This is a genomic window from Bacillus sp. XT-2 (assembly GCF_025696525.1).
GTDB classification, from domain to species: domain Bacteria; phylum Bacillota; class Bacilli; order Bacillales; family Bacillaceae; genus Bacillus; species Bacillus halotolerans.
Genome location: NZ_JAHVOC010000002.1, coordinates 229,528 through 253,538, shown reverse-complemented (window position 1 = coordinate 253,538; position 24,011 = coordinate 229,528). Strand labels below are relative to the sequence as shown.

Genomic DNA, 24,011 nt, shown 5'->3' with positions numbered 1-24,011 from the left:
TTTTTGTTTAGAGAGCTTTCTTAGGTTACGTTTTCTGTTGTTCCTGAGAAATCGCGTTTTCAAATACTTCCTTGCCGGCTGCTCCCGGAATCACGGTGTCGCCGATGACAAAGGTTGGTACGGCTGTAATGTCAGCTTCTTCATAGGCGTGCTTCAGAGCTTGCCGCTGCACGTCGTGATATGTTCTTCCTTCCAGCGCAGCTTTGAATAATGCTCCGTCTAAGCCAACTTCCTCCGCCAGCTTCGTCAAGATATCAATCTCCCCGATGTTTTGGCCCTCTTGGAAAAATGCTGCAAATACACGGGTATTGTACTCATGTCCTTTGTTGTATTTTTTGGCAAAGTGAAAGCCTTCAAAAGCCAAGTCTGTATATGGGTGAGGCGAGACGTTTGGAAATTTGATATCGACTCCCAATTTCTCCGCCATCGGTCTGATCGAGGTTTGCCACATATACTTCTTGGAAGGGTCGTTTACAGGATCAAGCTGCGGTGAAGGACTTGGACGCAATTCAAACGGCATCCACTCGACTTCAACATCCTTTCCTTTTATCGCCTCTTCAAAAGCGGCTTTTCCAATGAAACAAAATGGGCACACGTAATCTGAATAAACTTTTATCTGTACTGTCATGATTGTCTCCTTTCGTATAGGTTGATTTTAAACTGTAACAATAAAAGTTACAACTGTTTTTTAAAAAAGAAGCCCGCATGGCTTCTTTTTATGATTCAAGCAACCGCTGGGCGATATATTCTCCTTTTTTACACCCGCCGGGAATTGCATATAAAGCAGAACCAATCGTTTGCGTATATTCATTTAACGCATCCTTTGCCGAAAGTGCCTTCAGCATGGGAATGAGCTGATTGTCGGGATTTTTTTGAAAGCTGATAAACAGGAGACCTGCATCCATATAACCGGTTTTGGAGTCAATGCCTTCCGTGTAAGAAAAGGCTCTTCGCAAAATTTGTTTCCCTGTAGATTTTGCAAGGCTGACGTGCGAATTTGACGGGATTTGATTCAGCTTGACGGGGTCTGTTTCCTTTTTTTGGCCAAAAGGCGCCCCGGAGCTTTTTCTGCGGCCGAAAGTATCCTCTTGATCCTTCAGGGAAGAGCGGTCCCAAATTTCAAGGAACATTTTGATTTTCCGAAAAGCCATATAAGTTCCGCCTGTCATCCAGTCAGGCTCGCCAGACTGAATCCACACGATCGAGTTCATCAAGGTGTCATCCTTGGTGCTTTGGTTGCCTGTTCCATCTTTAAACCCAAATAGATTGCGCGGCGTTTCTCCATTTTTGCCTCCGCTTAAAAAGCCTTTGTTTATAAAGCGGACTTCACAGGTGCCCACCGCTTGATTCAGCAGGTTTCGCAGCGCGTGAAACGCCACTTGTTCATCATCTGCGCATACTTGGATGCAGATGTCTCCGCTTCCCTGCTTCGCATCGAGATTGTCATTCGGCATCGCCGGAAGGGCAGCAAGGTGTTTCGGTTTCTTGCTTTTCAGTCCGAAACGGTCCTTCCCATCTTTTTCGAAAAAGTCAGGCCCGAAGCCAAATGTAACCGTTAAGTTGGAAGGCGGTAAATCAGCCGATTCACCTGTATCCTGCGGCGGCAGGTATTGATTTTTCTGTTCGCTCGACATTTTTTTGCCTGACGTCAGCATGTGTGTCAGGCTGGTCCAGTTTCTGAATAACGTGATGATATCGCTTTTCTCCTTCGCCGTCACATCAAGCGCGGCAAAATACACGTACGTCTGATGGGCAGTGGTGATTCCGGCCTGATGCTTTCCGTAAAATGGCACAATCTGGTCATCCTCTTTTTCGTCCTTCTTCGATGACTTAGCCGCGGTCTGAACAAGCGGAGCGAGACCGCCGAGGCCGCTGGCGCCAATCGCCACGGCCGCTCCAGCCATCGCTCCCCATTTTAAAATGTCCCGTCTGTGAATTTGTTCTGGCTTTTTCTGTTCATCGCTCATGCTGTTACAAAACTCCTTTTATAGCACATTCGCAATCTTCGACATGGTTTCAGAAAGAGTCGTCAGCTTTGTGCTCAGCTCTCTGATTTGATCTTCACTTAATTTATCATAAGACGTATAGGCCTGATCATTCGTTTTGTATTTTGCCATTAAAACTTCAAATTCGCTGAATTCGGTATCCAGCTTTTCCGTCAGATCAGAGTGGTCTTTTACGAGCGCGCTTTTCACAGTTTGATACACAGCCTCGGAGCCTTCAACATTTGCCATAAGATCGACTAAATCGATTCGTGAGTAGCGTTCCTCTTCACCCGTAATTTTAGAAATACCTGCTTCGTTCAGAAGCTCCATCGCGCCAGCCACAATTTGTTCAGGCGTTAATGTCAATGATTCAATCGAACCGTCAAGCTCTTTTACATCCTTGACAAGCTGGTCAGCCGTCGCCTTTTCCCCGGAAATATTTTTATCCTTCCAAATGGCTTTCTCAAGCTTGTGGAACCCTGTCCATTTGTCCCCTTCTTCTACATCGTTTTCACGGGCATCAATTTTCGGGTCAAGATCTCCGAGGCTTTCGGCAATCGGTTCAATTCTTTCGTAATAGACGCGCGCTTTCGCATATAACGTCTTTGATTTTTCAATATCGCCTGCCTTCACGGCAGCTGTAAATGCTTCAGTCGCCTTCACAAGCTGATCGCTCTGCTCTTTGACGTAGTCTTTATATTCATCTGCCGCTTTTGCCAGCTGATCGCTTGCCTTTTTGCTGCTCTTCTTCGCTTCTGTCAGGTCATCTAAGGACGCTTTCAGTGACTCGGATTCTGTCTTGATTTTGTCTGAATCCGGTTTGGATTTTTGCGCTTCTGTGTAGATTGGCTGAAGATGCTTTTCGATTTCTGTGTATTCGAACGGATAGTCGCTGCGAATATCATTTTCAAAAGAAAGCCAGTAGCTGTTTAATTCTTTCCCCTTCTTTTGAATCTCTTTTTGATCAGCTTTTTCAGCTGATTCATTCAGCTCGGAAATCATGTTCTCCATTTTATCAACGGAAGCTGCGATCTCTTTGCTTACTCCGCTTTTATCAGATGACGCTTTTTCTTTAGTTGACGAAGTGTCATTGGCTCCGCATCCCGCACACAGTGCAAGGATGCATCCGGCTGTTACAGCAATCTTTGTGATATTCATTTTGTCAGTTCCTTTCCGTTTGTATAATGTTTTGCCGCTTCTGAGATAAGCGCAATCAGTAAAAATAGCAAAATCAGCAATTGCGGAATCGTACTGTACACGGACGGATAAATTCCGAGAACGGACACAGACGGCAGCCAGCTTTCTGCGTCAGACGGAAGAATCCCCGCGAGCTGCAGGCTGTGGACGCCTGTTCCGAGAAATTTCACGCACATATACAGGACAACCGCCATTGACAGCAGAAAAAACGGCTTCAATGGAATGCGCATTCCGAGCTTCATCATAAGAACACCGACGATGACGAGAACGACAAGCCCCGCGGCTGTCCCGCCGATCAGCTCAGTGAGAGAGAGCTTTCCAACAAGGCCGATGAAAAAGATGACTGTTTCGAGCCCTTCCCTCACGACTGCCAGAAATGCAATGAGCGCAAAGGACAGCAGGCTTCGTTTTTTCAGTGCCTGTGATTTCTGGATATTGATTTTTTCTCTCCACTTGTCCATCGAGGCGTTTCTATGCAGCCACACCCCGACATACAAAAGCATGACAGCGGACAGCAAGCCGGTGATTCCGCCTAGCAAGAAATTGTTTTCTCCGAATACATTCGAGGAGAACAGGAGGGTGACGCCGATTCCGGCTGCTAAGGAAACGAACATGCCGGCTGACGCGCCGCCCCAGACCCATGCAGAAGAACGGGTGACACGGGCTTTTTTTGTCATGGTCAAAAGCGCCCCGATGACAAGCAGCGCCTCCATCCCTTCTCGAATTGGGATCAATGCCGCGTCCCACCAGCTGTAGCTGCTCGAAGCAATCGGCTCAAGCAATTGAATCATTTCGTCAATTTGCTTTATTACCTGATCGGGATGGCTGTCGATTTCAGCCTTCATGAGTGCCAGATTTTCCTCCGATGTGGTATACGCTTCTTTGGATTGGGATACGACGTCTCCTTCTACGGCCAGCCAAGATGTGATTAAGTTGTCGATAGCGGCTGACGCTTCACCCATCTGTTTTTTTTCTATCAATTGTTTTGTGTCTTTTAAGCTTTGAATATAGGCTGTTAAGGACGCCCTTGATTGACCAGAGGATGCCTTCTTCAGTACGGCAGCCTGCTGGTAGGTTTCTAAGTGAGAAGAAAGCTCTTCAAGCTGTGTTTCGAGTTTGTTCGCGTCTTGATTAATGAAAGAAAGAGAAATCATAGCGATATTCGAGTCCATTTTGCTGTGGGATGAAAGGTTTTCCTTCTTAATAGATGGTTCTTCCTTTTTCCACGCCGATTTGAAGGTCTCAAATGTTTGCTGTGCGGAATCTATATCTCCGTCTCGTACAGATTTGATCATTTGCTTGTTTAATTCAAGCAGGGAAGCAATCGGATCATTTTCCGCATGCACCGCCGAACCGAAAAACATCAACAAGCTGAGTAATATAAGTGTCAGCCCCCGAGCCATCATGCTCCTCCTATAATTGAAAATGATTATCATTGTATATCATAATCATAGCCAGTTCCCGATCTTTGTCAATGAAAATTTGAAGGTCTGAAAACCTTGGCGGAACAGCAAAAAGGCTGCCCTTTACAGGACAGCCTTTTGAAGGCAAATCGGGTTATCTGCCGGTCTTATATGTGTGAATAACATCGTAAAATTTGCGTGCGGCTTCTTCCGGATCTTCCGTCAGACTGATAGCGCTGATCATACTGACACCATCAGCCCCCGCTTCGATGACGGGAGCGGCATTTTCTATTGTGATGCCGCCGATGCCGACAATCGGGATGCTGATGCCTTGACGTCTCACCGCTTCAATCAGAGACACACCCTGCACAGCTCTTGTATCCTTTTTTGTTTCCGTCGGATAGATCGGACCAAGACCGACATAATCTGCTCCATCCTCCTCGGCTTGCTTCACCTCAGACATCGTATGGGCGGACACGCCAAGGATCATATCGCCAATGGCGTCACGGACCTCTTTTGCTTTCGCATCCTCTTGGCCGATGTGCACACCGTCTGCCTTCAGCTTCAGTGCCAGCTCCACATCATCATTGACAATAAAAGGGACTCCGGCTTCACGGCATGCCGCCTGAACCTTTGCGCCGAAGGCAATCCGCTCCTCTCCTGTCAATGCGCCTTCGCCCTTTTCACGAAACTGGTACAGAGTGGCACCGCCTTTTAATGCATTTTGCACGACTGCCACAGGATCAGCTTTCGTATTGTTTGAACCCATAATGAAGTAAACAGATAATAGCTCTTTCATCATTTCCCGAGAAATACGTGTCATGAGACTGTCACCCTTTCTATTGTCGCTAGCTCTAGTACATCTTGTTCAGAGACAGAAGACAGCTTGTTCAGCAATTCAATCTGAAAACTCCCCGGACCTTTGTCAGCTGTCTGCTGCGCGGCAAGCTGTGCCGCAACACCATATGAGGAAATCGCAGCGATGGCAGCGTATAACGGATTTTTTTCCACTGCACAAAAAGCACCGACAACTGAAGTCAGAAGACATCCGGCGCCTGTCACCTTCGTCAGCAGTTTGTGGCCGTTATGAAGAGTGTATACGTTAGATGCGTCGGCAATTACGTCGACTTCCCCAGTAATCGCAATGACCGTGTTCAGTTTTTGCGCCGCCTGTTGAGCCAGACGGATGATGTCGCCTCCGCCTTCACCGGCATCGACTCCTTTGATCATCCAATCCGAAACACCGACGGTATGTGCAATTTCCGCGGCATTTCCCCTGATTGCAGAGAGGCGCACCTCACGAATCATCTCACGTGCCGATTCAGTGCGGAACGGTGTCGCTCCAGCCCCCACGGGATCAAGAATGACGGGTACGCCATGTTCATTCGCTGATTTACCCGCAATGATCATAGCTTCGACGGTTTCTTTGCTTAGCGTTCCGATATTTAAAACGAGCGCACCCGCGATTTTCGCCATGTCGGCGACCTCTTCCTTCGCATAAGCCATTACGGGTGATGCACCGAGGGCGAGCAGGCCGTTCGCTGTAAAATTTGTCACAACATTGTTTGTTATACTGTGCACCAGAGGGCTATGCTTCCGGACGGCTGTTAGACGTTTTGCTGCTGATTGTGCATCCATATTAGCATCATCCTTTACTCTCTCTTTTTTTCGGATCCCATAAATACGATTTCGTATGTTCAAGCCAAGCTCTTGCCGCAAAGGACAAATAGCGGTCCTTTCTCCATATAATCGCAAGATGCCAAGGGATGACCGGATCGACAAGCGGAATGACTTTGACCTTTTCCGGGTCAAGGCCGCGGCATATGCGTTCCGGCAAAAGTCCGATCCCCAGGTTGGCTGACACCATCTCACTGATAAAATCCCATTGTGAGGTTTCGTAAATGATATGAGGTCTGAATCCGGCCTTGATACATTCCATCATAATTCGATTGTGGAGAACAAAATCCTCCCTGAAGAAAATAAAAGGCTCTTCCTTCAAATCCTGTAATCGGCTCTCTTTCTCACCCGCCAGCCGGTGGGAAGGGTGTACGACAAGCATTAATGTTTCTTTTACGATCGTAAATGAATGAAAAATGTCTTCGTTTGCGGGGAGAACAACAACACCGATGTCAAGAGAACCATCCCCAACGCCTTCTTGGACTTTGATAGAGCCGTCCTCAACAAGCTGAAAGGTCACATTCGGATAATTTTCCCGAAAATCGCCGAGCACTCTCGGGAAAAAACCTGAGCCGATCATCGGCGGCAGTCCGATTCGCACATGCCCCTTCTTGACCTCCATAATATCATTTAACTCGGATGTCAGGTTTTGAAATGATTTAATGATTTCCTGCGCCTGCACATACATGCTATGGCCGGCGTCCGTCAGCTCCACCTGTCTGCCGTTTCGGTAAAAAAGCTCGATCCCAAGCTCTGCTTCTAAATTTTTGATCATTTTCGATATCGTCGGCTGGGAAACATAAAGTGATTGGGACGCCTTCGTAAAACTTTTCAGACGGGCGACCTCCAGAAAGTATGTTAAATGGCGGATATCCATGTACTTCACCTCTTCTATAGACAAAAGGAATACTTATTATGCTATATATATATTTTACCTATAGCGAGTCCTTATGTACAATATGAATATAAGGGAGGCATCAATATGAAAAAACTGTTGCTAACCGTTATTCAAATCGCTCTGTTATTTATATTTGCTCGGCTGATTAATTGGGTGACAGCCCTTCTTCATATAAATATTCCCGGCAGTATAATTGGGATTGTGATTCTTTTCACATTATTACACTTTAAAATCATCAAGCTTGAATGGATAGAGCTTGGCGCGGCGTGGCTTCTTGGGGAGCTGCTTTTATTTTTTATCCCGTCTGCCGTCGGAGTGATTGAATACGGAGACATTATGTCAAAATTCGGTGTCAGCATTTTGCTTGTTGTCATCATCAGCACGTTTGTCGTGATGGTGTCCACAGGAACGCTTACACAAATCATTGCGAAAAGAAAGGAGAAAAAACATACGTGTTCATCGGAATTGTAAGTTTGTTATTAACGGTTTTGGTGTATTTAGGAGCAAAAAAAGTATATTCGCGTTTTCCGCGAGTCTATACGTCGCCGCTATTGGTGACGCCCGCTGTGTTAGTCGGTCTGCTGCTGCTGGTTAATGTCCCGTATGAGACATATAATCTCGGCGGTGAAGTGCTGACCGATATGCTTCAGCCGGCTACCGTGGCATTTGCGATCCCGCTTTATAAATATTTCCCTGTTTTAAAGAAATACGCAGTGGAAATTATTTTAAACGTCGCCCTCGGCTCATGCATCGCGATTATTTCTACAGCTCTTATTGCGAAATGGCTTCATCTCGGAACTGGCTTGATTGACAGCCTCGTTCCAAGATCAGTGACAACGCCGATCGCCATGAACGTATCTGAAATGATCGGCGGAATGCCTGCGGTCACAGCTATATTTGTCATTTTGACTGCATTGTTTGGCACCGTCATCGGCCCGATGGTCATCCGCTATTTCCGCATTGATAACGAAATTGCGCGGGGCGTGCTGCTCGGCACAAGCGCACATGGAGCGGGCACATCTAAAGCATTTGAGCTTAGCTCAGTGTCCGGCACGATTTCCAGCGTGTCAATGATCCTTGCGGCGATTATGACGCTTTGCGCGGCGCCGTTTTTACTTTCATTTATGTAGGAAGAAAAAACTGTCCTGGCAAGGGCAGTTTTTTTGTGTCTCCTTCCATTGAAAAGCTGCAAAATTACAATATAATGTAATTTGTGGATACCAAAGGAGGCACCCCCATGCATAACTTGCAGGTGAAACGGCACTACGCAGCATTAAAAGGATTTTATTTGTTTGCTTTCCTGGGCACAGGCAGTATCATTCCGCTGCTCAGTATGTATTTAACAAAGGAACAGCATTTAAGCGGCTCACAAGTCGGCTTGATTATGTCACTCGGCCCGATTGTGATGATCTTTTTCCAGCCGTTTTGGGGTATGCTGAGTGATTATACGCAAAAAACAAAAAGCCTGCTTGCGGTTTGTACATCTGTAACAGGTGTCATCGGGCTCGGCTACATCGCATTTGACGGCTTTCCCCTGTTTATTCTGATTGCGGCCTGTTTTGCAGCCTTTCAGAGCACAATCATTCCATTGTCAGACAGCATTTCTTTACGCTACACACAACAAACAAACGGAAACTACGGCGGAATCCGCCTGTTTGGTTCTCTCGGATTCGGCATTGCGGTGTTTGTCATGGGACAGGTGACGAATCAGCTGTACCCCATTCACGTCATCTTTATCTTTGGCTGTGCCTTTCTGTGCATGGCAGCCATATTGGCCTCACAGATGCCGGGCCAGCAGAAAACAAAAACAAAGATCAATATCCGCAAAGGGTTCCGGGAGCTGGTCAGCAACAAACCTTTCCTCATCTTTATGATCATCACCTTTACGACATTTGCACCAAATTTAGCGAACAATACATACTTCAGTCTGTTTCTCGACAAAAGCGGCGCGTCTCTTTCCGCCATTGGCCTTTTATTTTTTATCGGAGTGATCTCAGAAATTCCGTTTATGAGGTTTGCGCAGAAATTCATAGATAAAATGGGATTGCTCAATGTCATCATACTGTCCGGCGGGGTTTCATTATTCAGATGGACGCTTTACTTCACAGAGCCTTCGTTATGGATCATTTATGCGACGGTATGTCTCCAAGGCGTTTCTATTGGTTTATTTATTCCGGCGGCGCTGCAGTACGTCAAAAAGATTACCCCGAGCCATGTGGAGGCGACAGCGCTAACCATGTACGCCGCCATCGGCAACGGATTCGGCAACTGGTTCTGTACGTTTGTTGGCGGATACATTTTTGACTACGTTTCCATCTTCGCGGTCTATCTGCTCTTCGCCATTCTCAGCATAGCGGGCGCAGGGCTGACATTATATTTAATAAAAGCAGAAAAAAATAAACATACGCTTCATCAGCCGGCTGTTACTTTTAAACCATAACGACTATAATGAATAAAAAGAAAGGAAGTGTGCTATGAACGGGCAAGAGCGGAGCAGCATTTCTAAAGGATTACAGGTTGATATTGTCTTGAAAGCGGATCAAAAAACAGGAAAACTGACGCGAGGCACAGTGAAGGATATTTTGACGAAATCAAGCTATCACCCGCACGGCATTAAAGTCCGTCTGGAAGATGGCCGTATCGGACGCGTCCAGCAAATCATTTCTACATAAAAAGCTGCCCTGAACCGGGCAGCTTTTTTCTTTTATTTTTTCTGCAGAAAGACAACTTTTAAGTAATTGCCTTCCGGATATGCTGACATCGTTTTAAAGTCCTCCGGCAATGTAAATTCCTCTATAATCGTATAGCGTTCATTTGTTTCTTTGAACGCGGTATCGATAAAGCCTTTGAATTTCTTCATTCCGAAGGCGCTGCTGTTTGTAGAGGCGACAATGATGCCCTTGTCGGCTGTAATGGCGATCGTTTCCTTCAGCAGATTTTTATAATCCTTGGCCGCGCTGAAGGTGCGTTTTTTTGTGCGGGCAAAGGATGGCGGGTCGAGAACAATCAGATCAAAGCGCAGATCCTTTTTCGCCGCATATGAGAAGTATTTAAAAACATCCATCACTTTAATATCGTGCGCCTCGTAATCCAGCTTGTTCACGCTGAATTGCTCGATCGTTTTGGCCAGACTTCGATTTGCCACGTCCACGCTTGTTGTTTTCTCCGCTCCGCCAAGCGCTGCCGCCACTGAGAACGCACCTGTATAAGAAAACGTGTTTAAGACGTTTTTTCCATTGGCATAGCGGTCTCTGATCGCTTTGCGCACATGTCTTTGATCTAAAAAGATGCCTGTCATGGCGCCTTCGTTTAAATCAACCGCGTATTGTATCCCGTTTTCTTGAATGATGATCGGGAACTCGCCTCTTTCTCCCTTCACGAAGTCATCATCCTCGACATACTGTCCAGCCGTATCGAAGCGTTTCTTTTCGTAAATCGCTTTATATTCAATATCCAGTTCATCCAGAGCGGCAATGAGCGTTTCTTTAAAGGTGTAAATGCCTTTGCTGTACCATTGGAGCAGCAGGTATCCGTCATAATAATCAACAGTGACGCCGCCGATGCCGTCACCCTCACCATTGAAGAGTCGGAAAGCCGTTGTATCAGGCGCCGCGAAAAGACTTGCACGCGCTTGTACTGCTTTTGTTAATTTGCTGAAGAAAAACGCTTGGTCGATTTGTTCATTTTTATTGTGGGTAAGCATCCAGCCGACCCCTTTGTTTTGCAGGCCGTAATAGCCCCTTGCGAGAAACTCGCCGCTTTCAGACACGACATCAACGAGGTCGCCTTCTTTGACGTGCCCCGCACTGCCGGTGAGAGCTTCCTTTTCGATGAGCGGATAGCCTTTTTTGATTTTTGCAGCATGTGCTTGCTTTAGGGTGAGTAGCTTCATATATGTTCGTCCTCTTTCTGTTTGCTTTTTCTTATCGTACCACAAAACGCCAAGATGTCTTCATTGACAGAAAGGAAAGGTTTTTCTACGATAGACAAAAAGAGTTTCTAGGAGGAACAGCATGGCAAAACGAATTGACCATACAGGCATTATGGTAAGGGATATTAACGCGTCCATTTCATTTTATGAAGAGGTTCTCGGCATGAAATTGAAGGACCGCATCACTCATACGAACGGTATTATCGAGCTTGCTTTTCTTGGCTTTGAAGATGGTCCGGAAACAGAAATCGAACTGATTCAAGGCTACAGCAGCGAGCTTCCCGCCGAAGGTAAAGTGCATCACATTGCCCTGCTGACTGATGACATCGCGGCCGAATATACAAAAGCGGAAAGAATGAATGCGAAATTTATCGACGAAGAGATCACAACACTTCCAAACGGGTATCGGTATTTTTATATCGAAGGCCCTGACGGCGAGTGGATTGAGTTCTTTCAGCGGTAAGAAAAAAGAACGCACCTCTGTTTAGAGGTACGTTCTTTTCTTATCTATACCAATTCATATACGCGGTTTCATCGCAAAACATGGCCTCCCAGCCCATACGCTGAACCATGTCATGAATGTTTTCATCTTTCGCAAGAAAAACATTAATGAATGAGTCATATACACTCATAAATACAAAATCCATTTTCTCATCAGTCAACATGAGCTCTGCGGCGGCTTCATCAAGAACCGTCCGTAAGTTAGCCTCAGTTGTGTCCAGAAAGCCGCTGTTTTCCACAATTGGTTCTGAGTAATAAAACCGATTGGACCCGTTGTAACGAAGCACTTTTACCAAACCGGGAATATGAAAATTTGAAATATGGTCCTCACTGGGATAAAAGAGATCTCCTTTTAAGTTCGCGTGTAAAAGTTCAGCCACATCCTCTCTCGCGTACTCATCCCTTAAAGCAAATATCGATGTCTTCAAAGCCAGCGCCAGCTCTGCATGTGTTTGGAATCCGCATGAAGACATGATCTCTTTCCATGTAACTGCTTTTCCTTTTTCCCTTACTTCTTGATCATTTGGATAAATATGCTCATACTCATTTTTTCTCTTACCTTTTTCCCACCCTTCAGGCATTTGAATAAAAGGAGAAAATAAAATAGCAGCTGATGTATATTCAACTGGTATTTGTTTTAAGATTGGTGATTCGTCATCTAACCATATGTATTCTAGCATGGGCACCCCCTTTACATATTCTAACATTTACTTATAGTTGATAGAAGATCATCAGCCCTTTAACAGCTGATGATCTATTACAGCTTACATCACGTCACATTTTTATCCCCGGATTCAACCGCACTCTCTTCCTTCCATTTTTGATGATCCCATATTCTGAAAAACGGGTAGTAGATAGCACATGTAATGAACAGGTTCACCAGCTGCATGACCGCTCCAGATACTTTTCCGCCTGTCGCCAAGTACCCTGATATGAGCGGCGGCATGGTCCATGGCACGGCGATTCCGGCGGGCCTTGCCACCAGTCCGGTGCTCATGCCGATATAAGTGGCGGTAATTGTGAGGAGCGGGGCTATGATGAACGGAACGATAAGGAGCGGGTTCATCACAATCGGCATGCCGAAAATGATCGGCTCGTTGATGTTAAATAGCGCAGGACCAATCCCTAATCGGCCGAGCTGCTTCATCTGTTTGCTCCGGGACCGCACAAGCATTGTGAGTACAAGCGCCAGCGTTGCTCCGCTTCCGCCGACATTGATCCAAATTTGAAAAAACTGAGTCGTAAAAATACTCGGCAGCGCCTCGCCCGCTTGAAACGCGAGACGGTTTGCATCCATGGCGCCATACCAAATCGGCGCCATAATACCGCCGATGATCGAAGCGCCGTGAATGCCGCACGCCCAAAGCAGCATTTGCACGAATTCAGCGATCAGACTCCCGCCGAGGCTGCCGCCAAGGATGGAAAGCGGCGTGCCGAGCAGGTCTCCGACGACATTGTGCAGGCTTTGAAAAGGCGTCATTTCAATCAGAAGACGCGCCAGCCATATAAGAAATACGATAATAAAGCCGGGAATCAGCGCGACAAATGATTTGCTTACCGCCGGCGGCACGCCGTCAGGCATGTTAAACACAATATTTTTTTGAATGGTGTACCGATAGACTTCAGTCGAAAACAAGGCGATGATCATGGCGACAAACAGTCCCTTGCTGCCGAGCAATGTGATGGGAATTCCGCCTCCGACCATGATTGATTCTGTTGAGCCATCCGGCGTAAAAGGCACCTCAAACGGCGTTGCCAATAAGAAGGCTGCAATTGAAATCGCTCCGGCCGACAGCGCATCAACACCGTAGCTTTCCGCCAGCCGATAGGCGATCCCGAAAGCCGCAATCATTGCCATAATATCGAATGAAGCATTAACAGGATAGCCGAGCTTATCCGCCCACTGTTCCCCAAACACACTCACCATAAAATCAGCATAACCGGGAATCGGCAGGCTGGTTAAAATCAAAAAGACTGAACCGATAATAATCAGCGGCATGGTCAAAACAATTCCGTCACGCAATGCGCTGAGATGCCGCTGTCCGGCAATTTTCCCAGCGACAGGCATGATTTTTTCTTCCATCACCCGAGTGAACGCGCTCATCTGAAAAGCCCCCTTTTTTCACTGCTTTGTAAACAACCTTTGCAATGTTTTCTTTATCTTATTTTGAAAACGCTTACAAATTCATGCGGAAAATTTCCTCTTTCTGCGGAAAAAATCTGCATTCTTCTGAACAACCCTCTCAATGAAAAAATCTTTCCTTCTTATTATCAAAATCACATTTTCCTCCGATATATATATCAAACATCATAGAAAAAGGAGAAGAACCATGAAAAACACGTTTTGCAAACTTGTTGTATCAGTCACTCTGTTTTTCAGTTTTCTCGCCCTAGAGCCTCTTGCACATGCAGAAACCAGCAGCGAGAAAGAGGTCATTGTGGTCTATAAAAACAAAGACGGCAAGGAAACCGTCCTGGACAGTGATGCTGAGGTTGAGCAGCAGTATCAGCATCTTCCGGCGGTAGCTGTTACAGCAGATCCAGAGACAGTAAAAGAATTCAAACAGGATCCTGATATTTTGTATGTCGAAAACAATGTCACGTTCACTGCAGCGGACAATACAGACCTCAAAGTACTGTCAGAGAACGCCGACACCACTGACAACTTCGAACAATGGAATCTTGAACCGATTCAGGTCAAACAGGCTTGGAAGGAGGGGCTGACAGGCAAAAACGTCAAAATCGCTGTCATTGACAGCGGGATCTCCCCCCACGACGACCTGTCGATTTCCGGCGGGTACTCAGCTGTCAGTTACACCTCTTCTTACAAAGACGATAACGGCCACGGAACACATGTCGCCGGGATTATCGGCGCTAAGCATAACGGCTACGGAATTGACGGCATCGCACCGGAAGCACAAATATATGCGGTTAAAGCGCTTGATCAGAACGGCTCGGGAGATCTTCAAGGTCTTCTCAAAGGGATCGACTGGTCGATAGCGAATGGAATGGATATCGTCAATATGAGCCTTGGCACGTCTTCAGACAGCCAGATTCTTCATGACGCCATGGACAAAGCATATGAAAAAGGCGTACTGCTCGTTGCCGCAAGCGGAAATGAAGGAAACGGCAAGCCAGTGAATTACCCGGCGGCATACAGCAGTGTCGTTGCAGTGTCAGCGACAGATCAACAAAATCAGCTCGCAGCCTTTTCAACAACAGGAAATCAAGTTGAATTTTCAGCACCGGGAACAGACATCACGAGCACGTATTTACATCAATATTACGCGACGGGAAGCGGCACATCCCAAGCGACACCGCACGCCGCTGCCATGTTTGCGTTATTAAAACAGCGTGATCCTGGTAACACGAACGTGCAGCTTCGCGCCCTCATGCAGAAAAACATCGTTGATCTCGGAATTACGGGCCGCGATCAGCAATTCGGCTATGGCCTGATCCGGTATAAAGCCCAGCAGGCAGATAAAGCGTATGCGGCGGCTGAGCAAGCGGTCAAAAAAGCCGAACAGACAAAAACACAAGCCGATATCGACAAAGCGAAAAAGCTCGTCAGCAAGCTGCCGAATTCCAGCGCCAAAAAAGCTTTGCAAAAAAGACTGGATAGCGTTCAGGCATACAGAAATGTAAAAGACGCGAAGGACAAAGTGGCAAAGGCAGAAAAGTATAAAACCCAGCAAACCGTTGATACAGCACAAGTCGCGATCAACAAACTGCCGAACGGCACGGATAAAAAGAACCTGCAAAAACGGTTAGATCAGGTCAAGCGCTATATCGCGTCAAAGCAAGCGAAGGACAAAGTCGCCAAAGCGGAAAAAAGCAAAAAGAAAACAGATGTCAGCAGCGCTCAATCGGCAGTCAGCAAGCTTCCGGCAGGCTCAGAAAAAACGTCCCTGCAGAAGCGTCTCAACAAAGTAAAAAGCAGCAATGTAAAAAAGGCGCAGCAATCAGTCGCCGCAGCGGAAAAGAAATCAACTGCCGCAAACGCGGCGAATGCCCAAAAGGCCGTCAATGAACTTCAGTCCGGAAAAGACAAAACGTCATTGCAAAAACGGTTAGATAAAGTGAAGAAAAAAGTGGCGGCAGCTGAAGCCAAAAAAGTCGAAACGGCCAAAGCCAAAGTGAAAAAAGCGGAAAAAGACAAGACAAAAAAATCAAAAACAGCCGCTCAGTCCGCAGTAAATCAATTAAAAGCATCCCATGAAAAAACAAAGCTGCAAAAACGGCTGAACGCCGTTAAGCCGAAGAAATAATTGAAAAAACCTTTAAGACGAGTGTTACGTCTTAAAGGTTTTTTCGTCTGTTAAACTGTGTACGCAACCTTTTTCCCATTTGCTTCACAGGCTTTTCATACTATTGCTATCCTGCTGTGAACAGCATAAAATGAACGGTATTACAGATATCAACTGCATATTGCGGGATTGTGACTGGCAAGCAGGCAAGACCCAACGATGCAAAGGGAGTATTAGTGCCTAGAAAAAGAAAGGCATTTTAACTCTTCTTTTCGTGTTGGGCTCGTAACGGCGCCAATGACATTTCTGCTTTATATGTTTCGTAATGCCCCGTCACCCGACGAGGGCATTTTTTGATGGCTCTGCACGCTTTACATTTTTCTCACTATTTTTCATTTTGATTGTCAACTTTTCATTTGATACGATGAACAAGCCGACTTTTCTTGCAGCAGAGGAGGTTTTTATTGTTTGCAAAAAGAAATTGCGAAAGAATTATTGCTCCTCGCAGGAGGAAAAAGCAACATTATCAGCATCAGCCACTGTACAACTCGTCTTCGTTTTGAAGTAAAGGATGAAACGAAAATCGACATACGTGCTATTGAGAATCTGCAAGGTGTGCAGGGCACCTTTTTCAGATATGGCCTGTTCCAGATTATTTTTGGGGCGGGTATCGTCAACAAAATTTATAAAGAAGTCGTTTGTGTGTGGGAGGCATCGCCTTCTGAAGAGGCTGTTCAAGAGAAACATGCCAGACGCAAACTGAACCCCGTCACAACATTTGCTAAAACGCTGTCCGATATTTTCATGCCGATTATCCCGGCGATAACAGCAAACGGTTTGCTCATGGGGCTGATCGGCATGATTCAGGTCTTTCACTGGTTCTCTGCCGACAGTCCGTGGATCAAAATGCTGGATCTCGTGTCCAGCACCGCCTTTATTCTGCTGCCGATTTTGGTTGGCTTCAGTGCCGCCAGACAATTTGGCAGCAACCCATTTTTAGGGGCATTGATAGGAGGGCTTCTGACTCATCCTGATTTGCTTGATCCATCCATGCTCGGCAGCAAAACCCCCGCTTCCTTAGACATATGGGGGCTGCACATTCCATTGATGGGCTATCAGGGCGCCATTATACCGATTCTTCTCTCCATTTATATCATGAGCAAAATTGAGAAGCTTTTAAAAACGATTGTGCCCAAGTCACTTGATGTCGTGATCATTCCCTTTATCACTGTGATGGTGACAGGATGTCTCGCACTGATTGTGATGAACCCCGCCGCAGCTATCATCGGCCAGGTCATATCACAATCGATTGAATACATTTATCACCACGCGGGCATTGCTGCCGGTGCTCTTTTCGGGGGCATCTATTCCACTATCGTTCTATCAGGCTTGCATCATAGCTTTTATGCGATTGAAGCGACTTTGCTTGCTGACCCTCATGTGGGTGTGAACTTTTTGGTGCCGATATGGTCAATGGCGAATGTGGCGCAAGGCGGAGCGGGACTGGCGGTTTTCTTCAAAACGAAGCAGTCAAGCCTGAAGAAAATCGCGCTCCCCGCTTCCCTTACCGCTTTTTTAGGCATTGTGGAGCCAATTGTTTTCGGAGTAAATGTGAAGCTGATCCGCCCCTTTATCGGAGCCGCTATTGGAGGCGCTCTCGGCGGGGCGTATGTAGTTGGGGCACACGTCGTTTCGAATTCCTACGGACTGACCGGCATCCCGATGATTTCAATCGTGCTGCCGTTTGGCATTGCGAATTTTGTTCATTATATGATCGGTTTTTTGATCGCGGCCGTCTCTGCTTTTATAGCTACATTGTTTCTCGGGTTTAAAGAAGAGACAGAATAACTGGATTTATTCGATTTCATTCATAAAACGGGGGATGAAAGGACAAAAAGCTATGAAAATTAAAAGAATCTTAAATCATAATGCAATCGTCGTAAAGGATCAAAATGAAGAGAAGATTCTCTTGGGTGCAGGAATTGCGTTCGACAAAAGAAAAAATGATATTGTCGATCCGTCTAAAATCGAAAAAACATTCGTCAGAAAAGATACACCTGACTATAAACAATTCGAAGAGATTTTAGAAACATTGCCGGAAGACCATATTCAAATCTCCGAGCAAATTATTTCCCATGCTGAACAAGAACTGAACATCAAAATCAATGAACGGATTCACGTTGCGTTTTCAGACCACCTCTCATTTGCGATCGAACGCCTGAGCAACGGAATGGTCATCAAAAATCCGCTGCTGAATGAGATCAAAGTTCTTTATCCGAAGGAATTCCAAATTGGCATGTGGGCTAGAGCGCTGATTAAAGAGAAACTGGGCATTGAGATTCCTGAGGATGAAATCGGCAATATCGCCATGCACATTCACACAGCGAGAAACAACGCCGGCGACATGACACAGACACTTGATATTACAACGATGATCCGTGATATTATCGGCATTATTGAAACCCAGCTGTCGATCAACATTGTGGAGGATACCATTTCTTACGAAAGGCTCGTGACCCATTTGCGCTTTGCCATTCAGCATATCAAAGCAGGCGAAACCATTTACGAGCTGGATTCAGAAATGATCGCCATCATTAAAGAAAGATTCAAGGATGCTTTCCTATGCGCCAAAAGCATCGGCACATTTGTGAAAAAAGAATACGGCTTTGAATTTCCTGAAAAAGAACTGTGCTATATCGCCATGCATATTCAGCGCTTTTATCATCGGTCAGTGGCCCGCTGACAAACAAAAAACGCTTTTGAGATGATCAAAAGCGTTTTTTCATATATAGATTATTGATTGATAGCCGGGTTTCCGATCGTATTCCACTTTGTATAGGACATGTAATGGAAATACTCATCGCGATACGGATGTTTTGTATTGGAGTTCCAAGGCTTTTCTCCGCCGCAGAAGTGGACGATTGCCGGGTTTTCTCTCGTTTCATTATATTGCTTCCGTCCTAACAGTGTCGAAGGTGTTTTCAGTTTTAACATGATGTATGTTTGAGCGTTCCAGCGCGGATGAAGCTCATACCACTTATCATATAAGATCGCGTTCAGCGCATCTTGGTCATGTAACACAAGAAAATCTTCAGAACCGTTTTCATTGATAAAGTTGAGAACTTTTTCTGTGATGTTTTGCTTTCTCCAAGGTTCCATATCAATAACCATAATACCAGAGTTAAAATATTTTCCCGTGTCAGTGATATTCATTTCTTTCAAACGTTCATGCTGCCCCGCATCTTCCACAGCAGCAACGGTGTATGGAGCGATGTCCAAGTCCCATAGTTTCGAAATATCCTCAAGGACAAGTGCATCACAATCGACATAAATCATCCGCTTAATGCTCTCATCCTTAATTAAGTCCGGAATCGAAATGCGGTAATACGCCGCTTTTGTAATGTGGCTGCTTTCCACAGCATGTTCATACTGGTTGGCATCCACTTCTAAAAACTCAATCGGCACGCCGAACTTCAATGTGGTTTCTTCCAGCCTTTTTTTGTTATCAGGCTCAATTCCCCCATCAATCACATATAGCTTTACTTTTCTGTTCTGGTCCATGTTTGTCAATAAAGAAACGAACATCCCACCTAAATGACGAGCATAATTATCATCTGCGCATGATACGATATGCATAATTTCATCTTTCTTCAATGGTATTCATCTCCCTTTGTGTTGTACAAGTTACATTCCCTTTTTCAGAAAATTAAACACTAATCTCCAATATTTTTTTGAATAGAATGTGCTTTACAACAAAAAAGGTGTTATTTTTTGAATATCCGATAAAGCCAATAAAGGATGAAAAAGCTCGCGATCGTAATGGCTTCAGCTGAGGCGATATACCATGGCCAAGGCCCGAGAACATCCAATAGCGAAGAACCGCCCGGCTTTTTCGTTAAATACATATAATTCGCATTCAGCCAGCGGTCAACCAGATAAATGATGCCTCCGTACAGATTGACAATCAATACAGTCACCCATAAAGAGCGCTGTCTGAGTCTGTACGTGCCAATCACCGCCATAAGCAAACAGGACAGAAACACGGATCCGTGCGAAATAAAAAAGAGAATATACCGCACATGCGGAAATGAGAACATACCAAGGTCTGGGGTCAGAAGCGCCTGAAGGGAGCTTCCGATGCCGACAAAATACAAAAACACAAACAGCTTTCTGCTTTTTGTCACCAGCATAATAGCTGATAAATACACAGACAAGTCACTCAGCTGAAGGGGCAGAGAAGTCCGCACCGACCACCTGCCCGCGGCGATCATCCATATTTGGTAACCAATTTGTGAAGCAAGCAAAAGAAACACAAACAAATAGCGCAGAAATGTACTGAATGCTGGCCGGCTGAGTGGCCGGCGGAACAAAAACAAAAGAATGGCAAGCATGCCGATCAAGCTTAATGTCACTGCATGCTCTGTCGAAAACAGATGAAACGGATCATGTTTATACACGCCTTGAACATATTTTTGCACAACTGCACCCCCGTCTGCGGGTTTTTCTTTATTGTGGTGTTCTTTTGGCTTTTTTTATGCAACCGAAAAATATAGGCTTGAAGTTCACCATCGTCTCTGCTACAATTCATTTCATAGCTAATGATTCTGATAATTTAAGGCGGCGACAAATGGAACGTTTAGATAAACAGCAGCAGCTTCGCAAAGAAGAGCATGACACACTAAGCAAGCTTAAACAAATGCCCGTTGAGTCACTCAACCTGGAAGCCATTTCGATCGCGACGAATCTGTATCGGTCTGCGCAAAGGCTCCGTGTCAAAATGGAGACTGAGGTTCTTTCTTCTTACAAATTATCTTGGACCGCTTTCTCCATTCTTTACGATCTATGGGTATGGGGCAAACTCGAAACGAGAAAAATCGCTGAGCTGTCAGGCATTTCAACAGCAACAGCAAGCAACGTGATCAAAACGCTCGAAAAAAAGGGCTTTTGCTCCAAAAGCATCGATCCCAGAGATCGGCGACTGGTTTTTGTCACAATCACTGAATCTGGCAAACAAGCGATCGAAAACCTCTACCCCGAGTTTCACAAAGGGGAAACGCAATTGATTACGGGCATGACAAAAGAGGAGCAGAAAACCCTGACAGGACTGCTTAGAAAAGTAGCGGACAATCTTCATACATCATAAGCTTTGACGGGAATCCAGTAGCGGTTTGTCTCCCTGTTTCAGAGAGCCGGCGGAAGGTGCGAGCCGGCACACAGGCAAAAGCGAATTACCTCCCCGAGCTTTCTTTGTGAACGTTAGTAGCAAAGGACGGGAAACCGTTATTCGAATGAGCGGAAGACAATGTCTTCAACCAGGGTGGTACCGCGTGCATTGAGCCACGTCCCTTATCGGGATGCGGCTCTTTTTGTGTTTCTAAAAAAGGAGGAAGAACGATGAAAACATTTGATCAGCTCACAGCAGCACAGCAAAAAGAAGTCGAAAGACAGCTTAATCTATATATGACAGGCGCCCAAGAAGTCATACCGCCGGAGGAATTAAAGGCCAAGCTTGTCAAATCGATTGCGGCAGGCACACCGCTAAAAATTAAACTCGGATTAGATCCTTCTGCACCGGATGTTCATCTGGGACATACGGTCGTTTTAAACAAGCTTCGCCAATTTCAAGAAAACGGCCACATTGTGCAGCTCTTGATTGGCGATTTCACAGGAAAAATCGGTGATCCGACAGGCAAGTCCGCGGCCAGAAAACAGCTGACCGATGAAGAGGTCAAGCACAACGCCAAAACATACTTCCAGCAATTCGGGAAAGTGCTTGATCCAGAAAAAGTCGAGCTGCACTACAACTCGAAATGGCTGAAAACATTGCATCTGGAGGACGTTATTGACTTGGCAGGCAAAATAACAGTAGCCCGCCTGATGGAACGCGATGACTTTGAAGAACGCATCGCCATGCAAAAGCCGATCTCCCTGCATGAATTCTTTTACCCGTTGATGCAGGGATACGATTCCGTCGTTCTGGAAAGCGATATTGAATTAGGCGGAACAGACCAGCATTTCAATGTGCTGATGGGGCGGCATTTTCAAGAACGATACAACAAAGAAAAACAAGTCGTCATCCTGATGCCGCTTTTGGAAGGCTTGGACGGTGTTGAGAAAATGTCGAAATCGAAACACAACTACATCGGCATTGACGAACATCCGAACGACATGTACGGGAAAACAATGTCACTGCCCGACAGCCTGATGAAAAAATACATTCATTTGGCAACGGACTTGGAGCTTGAAGAGAAAAAACGGCTCGTGAAGGACTTAGAAACCGGCGCCGTTCACCCAAGGGATGCCAAAATGCTTTTAGCCAAAACGATTGTCCGAATGTACCACGGATTAGAAGCCGCTGAAGCAGCCGAACAATCTTTCAAAACAGTCTTTCAGGAAAACAGCCTGCCTGAGGATATTCCGGCTGTGAACTGGAAAGGTGAGAAAACGATCGCGATGACCGATCTGCTCGTCACTCTTGATCTTCTCTCTTCGAAAAGCGAGGCGCGCCGCATGATTCAAAACGGCGGTGTCCGGATTAACGGAGAGAAAATAACAGACATTAACGCCGATGCAGAGATAGAGGAGAATATGATCATCCAGGTCGGCAAACGCAAGTTTTTAAAACTCCAATAATTTGATGTCCTGACGCTTATGAAATCGGCTTTCATAAGCGTTTTTTTCAGGTATAAAGAACTGTCTTTTCAAAAATGCGCTTCAATTTGCAGGAAAATCCTTTAGCATCCCGAAATATTCCCCATCCAAACATTAGGGGAGGTTCATATTTATGAAAAAGCTTTTGACTGTAATGACGATGGCCGTTTTAACGGCCGGCACGGTTCTCTTGCCGGCACAGAGTGTCACCCCTGCTGCGCATGCTGTTCAAATATCAGATAGCCAGCGCGAGCTCCCATTCAAAGCAAAGCGCGCATACTCAACCATTTCACAGCTTAGTGAAACAATCGGCCCCAGAATAGCCGGGACATCTGCCGAAAAAAAGAGTGCCTTATGGATCGCTTCATCCTTGAAAAAATTAAAACTGGATGTGAAGGTTCAAACGTTTGGCATTCCTGACCGACTTGAAGGAACGCTATCCTCAGAAGGCCGTGAGATCCTCATTCGGGCGGCATCCGGCTCTACACCAACTGAAGAAAAGGGCCTCAACGCTCCGCTTTATCACGCCGGTTTAGGATATCCTGATGATTTCTCCGCTGACGCCAAGGGGAAAATCGCTTTGATTTCAAGAGGAGACCTGACATTTTATGAGAAAGCCAGGAATGCCGAGACAGCCGGCGCAACGGCTGTGATCATTTACAATAATAAGGAAAGCCTTGTGCCTGTCACCCCAAATCTATCAGGAAATACAGTCAGCATTCCTGTCGTCGGAATTAAGAAAGAAGACGGTGAAACTCTTATCCAGCAAAAAGAAGCAACCTTACAACTAAAAGCATTCTCAAACCAAACCTCTCAGAACATCATCGGTATCAAAAAACCAAAGAACATCAAAAATCCTGATATTGTCTACGTTACAGCCCATTATGACAGTGTTCCTTTCTCGCCCGGCGCAAATGACAACGGATCAGGCACATCTGTCATGCTGGAAATGGCACGCGTCTTGAAAAGCATTCCTTCTGACAAGGAAATCCGTTTTATCGCCTTTGGCGCTGAAGAGCTCGGCCTGCTCGGCTCCTCTCATTATGTAGATCATCTATCAGAAAAAGAGTTGAAACGAAGCGAAGTGAACTTCAACTTAGACATGGTGGGTACAAGCTGGGAGAATGCGTCTGAGCTGTATGTCAACACATTGGACGGACAATCTAACGATGTTTGGGAATCCAGCCATACGGCCGCTGAAAAAATTGGATTCAACAGCCTGTCTCTGACACAGGGAGGCTCATCCGATCACGTGCCGTTCCATGAAGCCGGCATAGATTCCGCTAACTTTATTTGGGGAGATCCGGAAACAGAAGAAGTGGAGCCGTGGTACCATACCCCTGAAGACTCTATCGAACATATCAGCAAAGAACGCCTTCAGCAGGCTGGCGACCTTGTGACAGCCTCTGTCTATGAAGCTGTGAAAAAAGAGAAAAAACCAACCGGCAAGAAGGCACATATCAAGGCAAAAGCCTCTGATATTTATGAAGATATCAAATAAAAAAAGACGGCACATTGCTG

At 45.8% G+C, this 24,011-nt stretch carries 23 protein-coding genes and 1 other annotated feature; of the genes, 11 read left to right on the top strand and 12 right to left on the bottom strand.

What is annotated here, in order from left to right; genetic code table 11:
* Positions 1 to 25: 25 nt before the first annotated feature.
* From KXD37_RS07335 to cidR, 7 genes are all read right to left on the bottom strand, one after another.
* Positions 26 to 628 carry a DsbA family oxidoreductase gene (locus KXD37_RS07335; RefSeq protein WP_151174607.1) on the bottom strand — a complete coding sequence of 201 codons (603 nt, stop codon included), beginning with the start codon at positions 626 to 628 and terminating at the stop codon, positions 26 to 28.
* A gap of 88 nt (positions 629 to 716) precedes the next feature.
* A complete protein-coding gene (gene efeB / locus KXD37_RS07330; RefSeq protein WP_263463450.1) occupies positions 717 to 1,967 on the bottom strand; it encodes an iron uptake transporter deferrochelatase/peroxidase subunit in 1,251 nt (416 codons plus the stop codon).
* Between the two features lie 18 nt (positions 1,968 to 1,985).
* Positions 1,986 to 3,143, bottom strand: a complete 1,158-nt coding sequence (gene efeO / locus KXD37_RS07325) for an iron uptake system protein EfeO (protein ID WP_188323368.1) — start codon at positions 3,141 to 3,143, stop codon at positions 1,986 to 1,988.
* Positions 3,140 to 4,585: an FTR1 family protein gene (locus tag KXD37_RS07320; RefSeq protein ID WP_188323828.1), complete on the bottom strand. Its 1,446-nt coding sequence runs from the start codon at positions 4,583 to 4,585 to the stop codon at positions 3,140 to 3,142. Before KXD37_RS07320 ends, efeO begins: the two co-directional genes overlap by 4 nt.
* A 154-nt stretch (positions 4,586 to 4,739) precedes the next feature.
* On the bottom strand, positions 4,740 to 5,408 hold the full coding sequence (gene thiE, locus KXD37_RS07315; RefSeq protein WP_106019771.1) for a thiamine phosphate synthase: 669 nt from the start codon (positions 5,406 to 5,408) through the stop codon (positions 4,740 to 4,742).
* Entirely contained in the window at positions 5,405 to 6,223 is an 819-nt protein-coding gene (gene thiM, locus KXD37_RS07310; RefSeq protein ID WP_024123305.1) for a hydroxyethylthiazole kinase, read from the bottom strand. Before thiM ends, thiE begins: the two co-directional genes overlap by 4 nt.
* A gap of 7 nt (positions 6,224 to 6,230) precedes the next feature.
* A complete protein-coding gene (cidR, locus tag KXD37_RS07305) occupies positions 6,231 to 7,139 on the bottom strand; it encodes a cidABC operon transcriptional activator CidR (protein ID WP_010332370.1) in 909 nt (302 codons plus the stop codon).
* Positions 7,140 to 7,244: 105 nt separating this feature from the next.
* On the opposite strand from cidR, the gene KXD37_RS07300 reads away from it, so the two are divergent.
* From KXD37_RS07300 to KXD37_RS07285, 4 genes are all read left to right on the top strand, one after another.
* On the top strand, positions 7,245 to 7,631 hold the full coding sequence (locus tag KXD37_RS07300) for a CidA/LrgA family holin-like protein (protein WP_003222205.1): 387 nt from the start codon (positions 7,245 to 7,247) through the stop codon (positions 7,629 to 7,631).
* Positions 7,613 to 8,290, top strand: a complete 678-nt coding sequence (locus KXD37_RS07295) for a CidB/LrgB family autolysis modulator (RefSeq protein ID WP_044159947.1) — start codon at positions 7,613 to 7,615, stop codon at positions 8,288 to 8,290. The genes KXD37_RS07300 and KXD37_RS07295 overlap by 19 nt, the downstream gene beginning before the upstream one ends.
* Positions 8,291 to 8,397: 107 nt before the next feature.
* Positions 8,398 to 9,600 carry an MFS transporter gene (locus tag KXD37_RS07290; protein WP_106019772.1) on the top strand — a complete coding sequence of 401 codons (1,203 nt, stop codon included), beginning with the start codon at positions 8,398 to 8,400 and terminating at the stop codon, positions 9,598 to 9,600.
* A 34-nt stretch (positions 9,601 to 9,634) separates the two neighbouring features.
* Positions 9,635 to 9,832, top strand: coding sequence for a YwbE family protein (locus tag KXD37_RS07285; RefSeq protein ID WP_010332373.1), 198 nt, complete (start codon positions 9,635 to 9,637; stop codon positions 9,830 to 9,832).
* 32 nt (positions 9,833 to 9,864) lie between these two features.
* Here the strand turns inward: KXD37_RS07285 and KXD37_RS07280 are convergent, their stop codons facing one another.
* On the bottom strand, positions 9,865 to 11,052 hold the full coding sequence (locus tag KXD37_RS07280) for a class I SAM-dependent rRNA methyltransferase (RefSeq protein ID WP_254517932.1): 1,188 nt from the start codon (positions 11,050 to 11,052) through the stop codon (positions 9,865 to 9,867).
* Between the two features lie 121 nt (positions 11,053 to 11,173).
* Here KXD37_RS07280 and glxA point away from each other — a divergent pair, with 121 nt between their 5' ends.
* Positions 11,174 to 11,554: a glyoxalase GlxA gene (glxA, locus tag KXD37_RS07275; protein ID WP_010332375.1), complete on the top strand. Its 381-nt coding sequence runs from the start codon at positions 11,174 to 11,176 to the stop codon at positions 11,552 to 11,554.
* A gap of 40 nt (positions 11,555 to 11,594) precedes the next feature.
* Here glxA and KXD37_RS07270 read toward each other — a convergent pair whose 3' ends face one another.
* Both KXD37_RS07270 and celB read right to left on the bottom strand, forming a co-directional pair.
* The gene (locus KXD37_RS07270) at positions 11,595 to 12,272 is read right to left on the bottom strand and encodes a DUF2711 family protein (RefSeq protein WP_151174610.1); all 678 of its coding nucleotides are present in this window, start codon (positions 12,270 to 12,272) and stop codon (positions 11,595 to 11,597) included.
* An 89-nt stretch (positions 12,273 to 12,361) separates the two neighbouring features.
* The gene (celB, locus tag KXD37_RS07265; RefSeq protein ID WP_263463449.1) at positions 12,362 to 13,696 is read right to left on the bottom strand and encodes a PTS cellobiose transporter subunit IIC; all 1,335 of its coding nucleotides are present in this window, start codon (positions 13,694 to 13,696) and stop codon (positions 12,362 to 12,364) included.
* Between the two features lie 226 nt (positions 13,697 to 13,922).
* Between celB and KXD37_RS07260 the strand changes: the two genes are divergently transcribed.
* From KXD37_RS07260 to sacY, 3 genes are all read left to right on the top strand, one after another.
* Positions 13,923 to 15,860: a S8 family peptidase gene (locus tag KXD37_RS07260; protein ID WP_188323371.1), complete on the top strand. Its 1,938-nt coding sequence runs from the start codon at positions 13,923 to 13,925 to the stop codon at positions 15,858 to 15,860.
* Between the two features lie 447 nt (positions 15,861 to 16,307).
* Entirely contained in the window at positions 16,308 to 17,687 is a 1,380-nt protein-coding gene (locus KXD37_RS07255) for a sucrose-specific PTS transporter subunit IIBC (protein ID WP_095712721.1), read from the top strand.
* A gap of 52 nt (positions 17,688 to 17,739) precedes the next feature.
* On the top strand, positions 17,740 to 18,582 hold the full coding sequence (gene sacY / locus KXD37_RS07250) for a transcription antiterminator SacY (protein WP_044160381.1): 843 nt from the start codon (positions 17,740 to 17,742) through the stop codon (positions 18,580 to 18,582).
* A 50-nt stretch (positions 18,583 to 18,632) separates the two neighbouring features.
* On the opposite strand, the gene KXD37_RS07245 is transcribed toward sacY, so the two are convergent.
* Together KXD37_RS07245 and KXD37_RS07240 are read right to left on the bottom strand one after the other, a co-directional pair.
* A complete protein-coding gene (locus tag KXD37_RS07245; RefSeq protein ID WP_024123317.1) occupies positions 18,633 to 19,493 on the bottom strand; it encodes a glycosyltransferase family 8 protein in 861 nt (286 codons plus the stop codon).
* Between the two features lie 110 nt (positions 19,494 to 19,603).
* Positions 19,604 to 20,317, bottom strand: a complete 714-nt coding sequence (locus KXD37_RS07240) for a TIGR02206 family membrane protein (protein ID WP_106019777.1) — start codon at positions 20,315 to 20,317, stop codon at positions 19,604 to 19,606.
* A 149-nt stretch (positions 20,318 to 20,466) separates the two neighbouring features.
* On the opposite strand from KXD37_RS07240, the gene KXD37_RS07235 reads away from it, so the two are divergent.
* From KXD37_RS07235 to KXD37_RS07225, 3 genes are all read left to right on the top strand, one after another.
* The gene (locus KXD37_RS07235; protein WP_106019778.1) at positions 20,467 to 20,982 is read left to right on the top strand and encodes a MarR family transcriptional regulator; all 516 of its coding nucleotides are present in this window, start codon (positions 20,467 to 20,469) and stop codon (positions 20,980 to 20,982) included.
* Positions 20,977 to 21,189, top strand: a binding site (T-box leader). It overlaps the preceding gene by 6 nt.
* A gap of 44 nt (positions 21,190 to 21,233) precedes the next feature.
* The gene (gene tyrS / locus KXD37_RS07230; protein WP_106021898.1) at positions 21,234 to 22,472 is read left to right on the top strand and encodes a tyrosine--tRNA ligase; all 1,239 of its coding nucleotides are present in this window, start codon (positions 21,234 to 21,236) and stop codon (positions 22,470 to 22,472) included.
* 151 nt (positions 22,473 to 22,623) lie between these two features.
* On the top strand, positions 22,624 to 23,991 hold the full coding sequence (locus KXD37_RS07225; RefSeq protein WP_151174612.1) for a M28 family metallopeptidase: 1,368 nt from the start codon (positions 22,624 to 22,626) through the stop codon (positions 23,989 to 23,991).
* The last annotated feature ends 20 nt before the right edge of the window (positions 23,992 to 24,011 follow it).